The 8,437-nt window shown below is 71.9% G+C and carries 6 protein-coding genes; 3 read left to right on the top strand and 3 right to left on the bottom strand.

The window, feature by feature from the left end; translation table 11 throughout:
- Positions 1 to 289: 289 nt before the first annotated feature.
- Together ACFULQ_RS12495 and ACFULQ_RS12490 are read right to left on the bottom strand one after the other, a co-directional pair.
- Positions 290 to 1,321: a phosphatase PAP2 family protein gene (locus ACFULQ_RS12495; RefSeq protein WP_383541904.1), complete on the bottom strand. Its 1,032-nt coding sequence runs from the start codon at positions 1,319 to 1,321 to the stop codon at positions 290 to 292.
- A 248-nt stretch (positions 1,322 to 1,569) separates the two neighbouring features.
- Positions 1,570 to 3,081 (bottom strand): mannosyltransferase family protein, encoded by a 1,512-nt coding sequence (locus ACFULQ_RS12490; protein WP_383541901.1) that lies wholly within the window; start codon positions 3,079 to 3,081, stop codon positions 1,570 to 1,572.
- Between the two features lie 262 nt (positions 3,082 to 3,343).
- Between ACFULQ_RS12490 and ACFULQ_RS12485 the strand changes: the two genes are divergently transcribed.
- The gene (locus ACFULQ_RS12485) at positions 3,344 to 4,945 is read left to right on the top strand and encodes an MFS transporter (protein WP_383541899.1); all 1,602 of its coding nucleotides are present in this window, start codon (positions 3,344 to 3,346) and stop codon (positions 4,943 to 4,945) included.
- 403 nt (positions 4,946 to 5,348) lie between these two features.
- Positions 5,349 to 6,521, top strand: a complete 1,173-nt coding sequence (locus tag ACFULQ_RS12480) for an acyl-CoA dehydrogenase family protein (protein ID WP_383541896.1) — start codon at positions 5,349 to 5,351, stop codon at positions 6,519 to 6,521.
- Between the two features lie 36 nt (positions 6,522 to 6,557).
- Here the strand turns inward: ACFULQ_RS12480 and ACFULQ_RS12475 are convergent, their stop codons facing one another.
- Complete coding sequence (locus ACFULQ_RS12475) at positions 6,558 to 6,998, bottom strand: cell division protein SepF (protein ID WP_020139399.1); 441 nt, start codon at positions 6,996 to 6,998, stop codon at positions 6,558 to 6,560.
- A gap of 289 nt (positions 6,999 to 7,287) precedes the next feature.
- Between ACFULQ_RS12475 and ACFULQ_RS12470 the strand changes: the two genes are divergently transcribed.
- A complete protein-coding gene (locus ACFULQ_RS12470; RefSeq protein WP_383541893.1) occupies positions 7,288 to 8,367 on the top strand; it encodes a DUF5685 family protein in 1,080 nt (359 codons plus the stop codon).
- Positions 8,368 to 8,437 lie beyond the last annotated feature (70 nt).

Here is an 8,437-nt window from a genome sequence, read left to right as displayed (position 1 = left end):
GTGCTGCCGGGTGGCTGGGCAGTGGTGCGGGGTGGCTGCCGGGCGCTGTCGCGGCCTGCGGTGTGGTGCCGGGTGGCTGCCGTGCGCTGTCGCGGCCTGCGGAGTGGCGCCGGGTGCCTGCCGGGCGCTGTCGCGGCCTGCGGAGTGGCGCCAGGTGCCTGCCGTGCGCTGTCGCGGCCTGCGGAGTGGTGCCGGGTGCCTGTCAGGGGCCGCCGCGTGCCTGTGGAGTGGTGCTGGGTGCCTGCGGGGTGGTGGTGCGTACCGGTCCCGCGGGTGTGCAGGGGAGGGGTCAGCCGCCCGTCGCCGGTCGGGTGGCCGGAGACGGGGTGCCGCGTACGAGACGGTCGGACTGCGGTGGGCGGCGGCTGCCGACCGGGGTGACCGGGGTGCGCTCCGAGCGGCTGGTGTGCGGACCCGGCGCCAGGTGGACCGGTGACCTGGGGCCACGCGGCGGTACGGCGGCCTCGCGGGCCGCCGTCTCGTTCTGCGGGGCGGTGAGCGGCTTGAGCCGGGCGGGCGCGGGGGCCGTGACCGGGGTGACCGGGGCCGGGACCTTGGCGCCGCCGCGGGCCCGCCAGCGGTCGCGCAGGTCGAAGGCGTAGACCTCGGTGCGGGCGATCCACGGCTCGAACCAGGGCAGCGCCAGCAGGATCAGCAGCCCGGCGACCCAGCCCAGCAGGACGTCGCTCAGCCAGTGCGTGCCGAGGTAGACGGTGGCCATGCCGACGCCCAGCGAGGTCACCGCGGAGATCGCGGACAGCCAGCGGCGGGCCCTCGGGGTGGAGGCCAGATATGCCAGGATTCCCCAGGTCACCACGGCGTTGGCGGTGTGGCCGCTGGGAAATATATCGCCGCCCAGGCCCATCTCGTTCGAGCCGATGACGGTCGCGTAGTGCGGTCCGAGCCGTCCCATGCCGTACTTGGCGGCGCCGACCGTGACGTTCAGCAGCAGCAGCGAGGTGCCCAGCGTCAGCAGCGGGCGCAGGGTGTGCTGCCGCCAGGAACGCCAGCCGAGCCAGGCCGCGACCATCACGGCGGTCGGGCCGCGCTGGCCCAGGACCACGTAGTAGTCGACGAACCAGTGGATGGACGCCCACTGCTGGTACGGCCGGAAGAACATGACCTGCCAGTCGAGGCGGACCAGCCACGAGGTGGTCACCACCAGCCACACGATCGCCAGGTAGAACGCCAGGGCGGCGATCACCAGAACGGTCCGGTGGCGGCTCGCTCTGGGCACGCTGAGGTGGGCCGGCCGTTCCGGCTCACGGTCCAGTCTGGCGAACACCCGGTCCAGACGGGTGGGGTTTCGTTCGGTACGCACCCAATCGACGTTACAGCGAGTGAGCTCTGTTCCCTGTCGAATCAGCGGCTTTGTGATGACGATGTGATGTGGGATTCCTCTCAGGCGGGGGTTTATTTCCAGGGATTCCGCAAAGGGGGGTGGTCGCGTCCTTCAATTCCTTTGATCATTCCGGGTTCCGGTTTTATGGCCCTTATGAATTCGTTCACCGAATCATGGGGCGGAATTATCCGGACGCTCATGGAGGCGGATGGGGGCGCCTCGGGCGATCATGGCGGACCTGAGCCGTTGAGCCAGAACGCGCCGTACAGGGCGGAGGCGGTGGCGATCGCGGCCACGACCGCGACTGACCTGCGGGTCCTCGCGCGGGCGAGGGTCAGGGCGAGGGGGAGCAGCAGGGGGAACGCGGGCATCAGCAGGCGCGGTTTCGAGCCGAAGTAGCTCGACGCGCACAGGGCGAGCGCGGTGACGACCCCGGCGTACACGAGCAGGGGCAGCGGCTGCCCCTGGCGCACGCAGATGACGTACAGCCAGATGATCAGCCCGACGCCGACGATCAGCCCCGCTCCGGCGAGCGCCGAGGGGAACGACATGAACTTGTCACCGACAAACCGGGCAAAGGCATACCCCCCGTCGAACCCGTTCCGCCACCCGGCCTGAACATCGAGATACCCGAGCGGGCCCTTCCCGGTGCGGTGACCGACCCAGAGGACGTAGGCGGCGGTGCCGAGGGGGGCCAGCGCCATGCCGAGGAGACGGTGGAGGGCGGGGGGTGGGGTGCCGGGGTGGCCGGTGTCGGTGGAGTGTGCGGGGCTGGAGTCGGGGAGGTGTGAGGGGTCGGCGTCGGGGGCGCGTGCCGGGTCGAGTGCGCCCTTCGCCTCGGCGGCGCGCTCGGTCTTCGACGCCGTTCCGGCCCCGGGGGCGTGTCCGGTGGCGCGGGCGCCGGCCGTCTCCGCCGTGCTTCGGTTTCGCACGAAGGAGTCAGCGGCGGGGCTGCCCGGTCCGGGCGCGGTCGGCTGGTCCCCGGGCGTGTGCGGTTCGTGTGCGGTCATGTCATTGCCAGGCGCATCCGGCTCTCCTACGGCCCTGGCGGACCCCGAAGCGCCGTGGTCCCGCCGGCCGGTACCGCCGTCGGTCTCCTCCCGGGCCCGCCGCTCCCGCAGGAAGGCCACCGCCCCCGTCGCCCATACCGCCGCCACCACCGCCAGGCCCACCGGGCGGGTCAGGCCTGCGAGGGAGGCCAGGAGGCCTGCTGTGACCCATCGTTCCGTCAGGAGGGCGTACAGGGACCATGCCGCCAGTGCTGTGAACAGGGACTCGCTGTACGCCATCGACTGGACGATTCCGACCGGCAGGACGGCCCACAGCAGGACCGCGCAGACGCCGGCGCGGTGGCCGTACACGTGGTCCGTCACCGCGAAGATCCCCCACGCGGCCGCCAGGGAGGCGAGCAGGGAGACGGCGAAACCGGCGTCGGCGTAGGACAGCGGGGTCACGGCGGACAGCAGTCGCTCCAGCCAGGGCAGGAGCGGGAAGAAGGCGAGGTTCGAGTGGACGTCTCCGTTGGGGAGGCGCACCTCGTAGCCGTAGCCCCCTTCCGCGACCCGGGTGTACCAGAGCGCGTCCCAGCGGGCCGTCAGCAGGGTGTACGCGCTCTTGTCGCGCGCCGCGCTCCACAGGGCCAGCGTGAGAAGGCCCAGGGCGCGCACGGCCGCGTACCCGAGCAGCGCCGGGGCGGCTCGGCGCAGGGCCGGTTCGGTGCGCGTTCCAAGATCGGTCACGGGTCCGATTATCGACCGCGCGCTGAACCGCCCGGCCCGCCGGGTCGTGGCAAGAGGCAGGCGGAGTGGTGTACGCCACACGAGTTCTGTCCCCGGTCTGAGAGGTCCACCACTGGGCGTACGCGCGAACTCGCGTACGCTGACGTGTCACCCGCCGTTCGCTGCGCGGGCCGGAGACCACCGCTCCTCTCCGGCCGAGATCATGGGGAGTCCCCGCCCCGTGTGCCCGCCGAACGCGAGGGAACATCTGGGAGGTACGTACATGTCCGGGACGACCACGGCCGCCGATGCGCTGCGCCGTCGGGCGGCCGGGGCCGGTGCAAACCGCTGGGTCGTCCTGATCGTCCTGTGCGTCAGCCTGCTCCTGGTCGCCCTCGACGCGACGGTGCTGCACGTGGCGGTGCCCGCCGTCACCGAGGACCTCAAGCCCGGCGCGATAGAGCTGCTCTGGATCGTCGACGTCTATCCGCTCGTCTGCGCCTCGCTGCTGATCCTCTTCGGCACGCTCGGCGACCGCGTCGGCCGCAGACGCGTCCTCCTTCTCGGCTACGGCCTCTTCGGCGTCGCCTCCGCGCTCGCCGCCCTCGCGGACAGCGCCGAGGTGCTGATCCTCGCGCGGGCCCTGCTCGGCGTCGGCGGCGCGATGATCATGCCCGCCACCCTCTCGATCCTGCGCCAGGTCTTCCCGGACCGGCGTGAGCGGGCGCTCGCGATCGGCATCTGGAGCGCGGTCGCCGCCGTCGGCGCGGCGGTCGGGCCGCTGCTCGGCGGCTTCCTGCTCGAACACTTCTGGTGGGGTTCCGTCTTCCTCGTCAACATTCCCCTGATGCTGGTCAGCCTGCCGGTGGGCCGACTGCTGCTGCCCGAGTCCAAGGGCAGCGGCGACGGCCCCTGGGACGTCGTCGGCGCGCTGACGGCCGCCGCCGGACTCTTCGCCCTCGTGCTCGGCGTGAAGCGGCTCGGCGGCGGCGAGTTCGACGCGTTCACCGCCGTCCCGCTGATCCTGGGCGCGGCGCTGCTGGTCCTGTTCGTCCGACGGCAGCGGCGGCTCACACATCCCCTGGTGGACCTGCGGATGTTCGCGCGCCCGGCGTTCAGCACCTCGGTCGGCTGCATCGTCCTCGCCATGCTCGCCCTGGTCGGCCTCGAACTGATCGCGGCGCAGTATCTCCAGCTGGTCCTGGACCTCTCTCCGCTGGAGACAGGTCTACGACTGCTGCCGCTGACCATCGCCGCGATGGCCGCCGGGCTCGCCGGGGCGCGTCTGCTGCGGCGCTTCGGTCCGCGCCGGATGGTCAGCGTCGGGTTCTGCCTCACCGCCGTCGCCGTGCTGCTGCTGACCGCGATGGGGGACTCGGACAACACCGGGCTGCTGCTGTTCGGGTTCGTGCTGCTCGGGTTCGGACTGGAGACCACGCTCTTCGGGGCGTACGAGTCGATGCTCAGCGAGGCACCGCCGGAGCAGGCGGGCGGGGCCGCGGCGATCGGCGAGACCTCGTACCAACTGGGCGCGGGCATCGGGATCGCCCTGCTCGGCAGTGTGATGAACGCGGCCTACGCGCCCGGCCTCTCGGGCGTGCCCGGGGTCCCGGAGTCGGCGTCCCGGTCGGCGGGGCACTCCCTGGGCGAGGCCTACGAGGTGGCCGGACGGCTCGGCGGCTCCGCGGGTGCGGCCCTGCGCCGCGCGGCCCGGGACTCCTTCGTGCACGGTCTGCACGTGACCTTGCTGGTGAGTGCGGGGTTGTTGGTGCTGGGCGCGGTGATGGCGCTGCGGCTGCCGCGGACCATGCAGTGCGACGAGGCCCCGGCGGCGGTGGAGCTCCCGGCGCCCAGGGAAGTCGCGGAGTCCCGCGTCTCAGCATGAGGCGCCCCGGGCCACGGCGTCTCGCTGGGCGTCCTGGGCCACGGCGTCCGGCTGGGTGTCGGCCTGAGGCGTCCCGGGCCACGGCGTCCGGCTGGGTGCCGGCCTGAGGCGCCCCGGCCCACGGCGTCTGCCTGGGCGTCTCGCTGGGCGTCCTAGCTCACGGCGTCCGCCTGGGTGCCGGCCGCCTGAGGCGTTCCGGCCCACGGCGTCTCGCTGGGCGCCCCGGCCCACGGCGTCCGGCTGGGTGTCGGCCTGAGGCTCCCGGCCCACGGCGTCCGGCTGGGTGTCTCGCTGGGTGTCCGCCTGGGCGTCTGGCTGTGCGGGGGCCCGCGTTGTAACGTCGGCCCCGGACCCTTGATTAGCGCTGCTAGTTTCGAGCCGCTCGCCCGCCGGAGGATGTGCCATGCCCCCGTTCGACCCCGCCGACCCCCTCGGCCTCGACGACCTGCTGGAGCCGGAGGACCTGGCGATCCGCGCGACCGTGCGGAGCTGGGCCGCCGACCGCGTCCTGCCCCACGTCGCCGACTGGTATGAGAAGGGCGAGCTGCCGCAGATCAGGGAACTGGCCCGGGAGCTCGGGGAGATCGGCGCCCTCGGCATGTCGCTCAGCGGCTACGGCTGTGCCGGCGCCTCCGCGGTGCAGTACGGGCTCGCCTGTCTGGAGCTGGAGGCCGCCGACTCCGGGATCCGCTCCCTCGTCTCGGTGCAGGGCTCCCTCGCCATGTACGCCATCCACCGCTTCGGCAGCGAGGAGCAGAAGCAGACCTGGCTGCCCCGCATGGCCGCCGGTGAGGTCATCGGCTGCTTCGGGCTGACCGAGCCGGACCACGGTTCCGACCCCGCCTCCATGCGGACGTACGCCAAGAAGGACGGCACGGACTGGGTCCTCGGCGGGCGCAAGATGTGGATCACCAACGGGTCGGTCGCCGGGGTCGCCGTGGTGTGGGCGCAGACCGACGACGGGATCCGCGGGTTCGTGGTGCCGACCGACACGCCGGGTTTCTCGGCCCCCGAGATCAAGCACAAGTGGTCGCTGCGGGCCAGCGTGACCAGCGAGCTGGTCCTGGACGACGTACGACTGCCCGCCGACGCGGTGCTGCCGGAGGTCGTCGGGCTCAGGGGGCCGCTGAGCTGTCTCTCGCACGCCCGGTACGGGATCGTGTGGGGCGCGATGGGCGCGGCGCGGTCGTGTTTCGAGAGCGCCGTCGACTACGCGAAGACGCGCGAGCAGTTCGGGCGGCCGATCGGGGGCTTCCAGCTCACCCAGGCCAAACTCGCCGACATGGCGGTCGAACTGCACAAGGGGATCCTGCTCGCCCACCATCTGGGGCGGCGCATGGACGCCGGCCGCCTGCGTCCCGAGCAGGTCAGTTTCGGCAAGCTCAACAACGTACGCGAGGCCATCGAGATCTGCCGTACGGCACGGACGATCCTCGGTGCCAACGGGATCTCCCTCGAATACCCCGTGATGCGGCACGCGACGAACCTCGAGTCGGTGCTGACGTACGAGGGCACCGTCGAGATGCACCAGTTGGTGCTGGGCAAGGCGCTCACCGGACTGGACGCCTTCCGGTAGAGCGGCGCGGGGGCAGGGCCGGCGAGCGGCCCTGCCTCAGCTCTGGTTGAAGAAGCCGTCCGTGCGGTGCTGCGCCGGGTCGCCGTTCACGATCTCCGTGTTGGCGGGGGTCAGCAGGAACACGCGGGTGGACACACGCTCGATGGAGCCGCGCAGTCCGAAGATCAGTCCGGCCGCGAAGTCGACCACGCGCTTGGCGTCACCGGCCTCCATCGCGGTGAGGTTCATGATGACGGGCACGCCGTCACGGAACATCTCGCCGATGGCCCGGGCGTCCCTGAAGCTGTCGGGGGTCACCGTGCCGATCCGGCGGCCCTTCTCCTCGGCGACGTCCGAGGCCACCTTGACCCGTGGGTCGGTGACCCAGGCATCCCCGGGCTCGGTCCCTTCGGAGTAGCCGTCGTCGTCGTAGTAACGCTCGTCATCGTTGTCGTCAACGAGGCCCAGCCAGGCACTCGCCTTGCGCACCGATCCCATGGACGCCTCCTCTCACAGCGGTCTCTACTTGCTTCTGTATCCCTATGGTCATCCATGATGCGGATCGCGCGCCAAGTGGATAGCCGCCGCGCGGGGGGTTTGTGACGGTACTGGTGCACAGCGAATACGTCGAGAGCCCTGGTACCCCAAGGGTCGTGTCCCATACGGCTGCTGACTGTGAGTGAAATATGATTCTTCACGGCGTATGGGTGAGGGGCGGGGCGTACGGGTGAACGGCCGACCGCTACGATGCGGCCGCCCAACACCGCACTGACCACGGGGGATCGTCATGTTCGGAATCGTCAGGCCCTGCCGCCATCGGCTCGGGGAAAGCCTCGGGAACCAGTGGATGGCCCATTTGTGCGGGCTGTGTCTCGCTCTCCGTAAGGACCACGGCCAGTTCGCGAGGATCGTCACGAACTACGACGGCTTGCTGATATCCGTTCTGACGGAAGCTCAGGCCGGTGGAAATTTCGACGGCAGGCGTACGGCGGGGCCGTGTCCCCTGCGGGGAATGCGGACCGCGTCCGTCGCGCGCGGGGAGGGCGCGCGGCTCGCGGCCGCCGTCTCGCTGGTCCTGGCCTCGGCCAAGGTCCGGGACCATGTCGCCGACGGGGACGGTGTGCTGGCGCGGCGGCCGGTGGCGCTCGCGGCGCGGCGGGTCGCCGACGGGTGGGGGCGGGCCGGCGAACGGACCGGGCTGGATGTCGGGTTCGACACGTCGGTGCTGGTCGACGCGGTGGAACGGCAGTTCGGCGTGGAGGCGCTGGCCGGACCGGGCACGCCGATCCTGACGGTCACCGAGCCGACCGAGACCGCCACGGCGGCGGCCTTCGCGCATACGGCCGTGCTGGCCGGGCGGCCCGGGAACGCCGACCCGCTCGCCGAGGCCGGAAGGCTGTTCGGGCGGCTCGCGCATCTGCTGGACGCCGTCGAGGACAGGGAGGCCGACGGGGCGTCGGGGGCGTGGAACCCGCTCACCGCCACCGGGACCTCGCTGGAGGAGGCGCGCAGGCTCGCCGACGACGCCGTCCACGGGGTGCGGCTCGCCCTGTGGGAGGTCGAGTTCGAGGACCCGAAGCTGGCGCACGTGCTGCTGGTGCATGAGCTCCGGAACTCCGTGGAGCGGGCGTTCAGCGCACCGCCCGAGCCCCCGTCACGGCGGGAGCGGCGCGGGCTGCTGGCCGGGTGCGCGGTGTGGGTGGGGCTGGCCTGTACGTGTCAGATGTGCTGCGGCACCTTCGAGGACCCCTGGAGCCGGCAGCGCCGGGAGGGGATCTGCAACGGCGCCGACTGCGGGGACTGCTGTGAGTGTTGTAGCTGTTGTGGGGACGGGTGCGACTGCTGCGACTGCGGGTGCGACTGCTGAGTCGCCGGCGGGCGCGAGGGTCGTGCGAGGACGAGAGGCGCGGGGTGAGGGGGAGGCGCGTGTGAAGGCG

It is taken from the genome of Streptomyces sp. NPDC057253 (assembly GCF_042669125.1).
In the GTDB taxonomy this organism is placed as follows: Bacteria; Actinomycetota; Actinomycetes; order Streptomycetales; family Streptomycetaceae; genus Streptomyces.
This window is presented reverse-complemented; position numbering and strand designations above follow the sequence as displayed.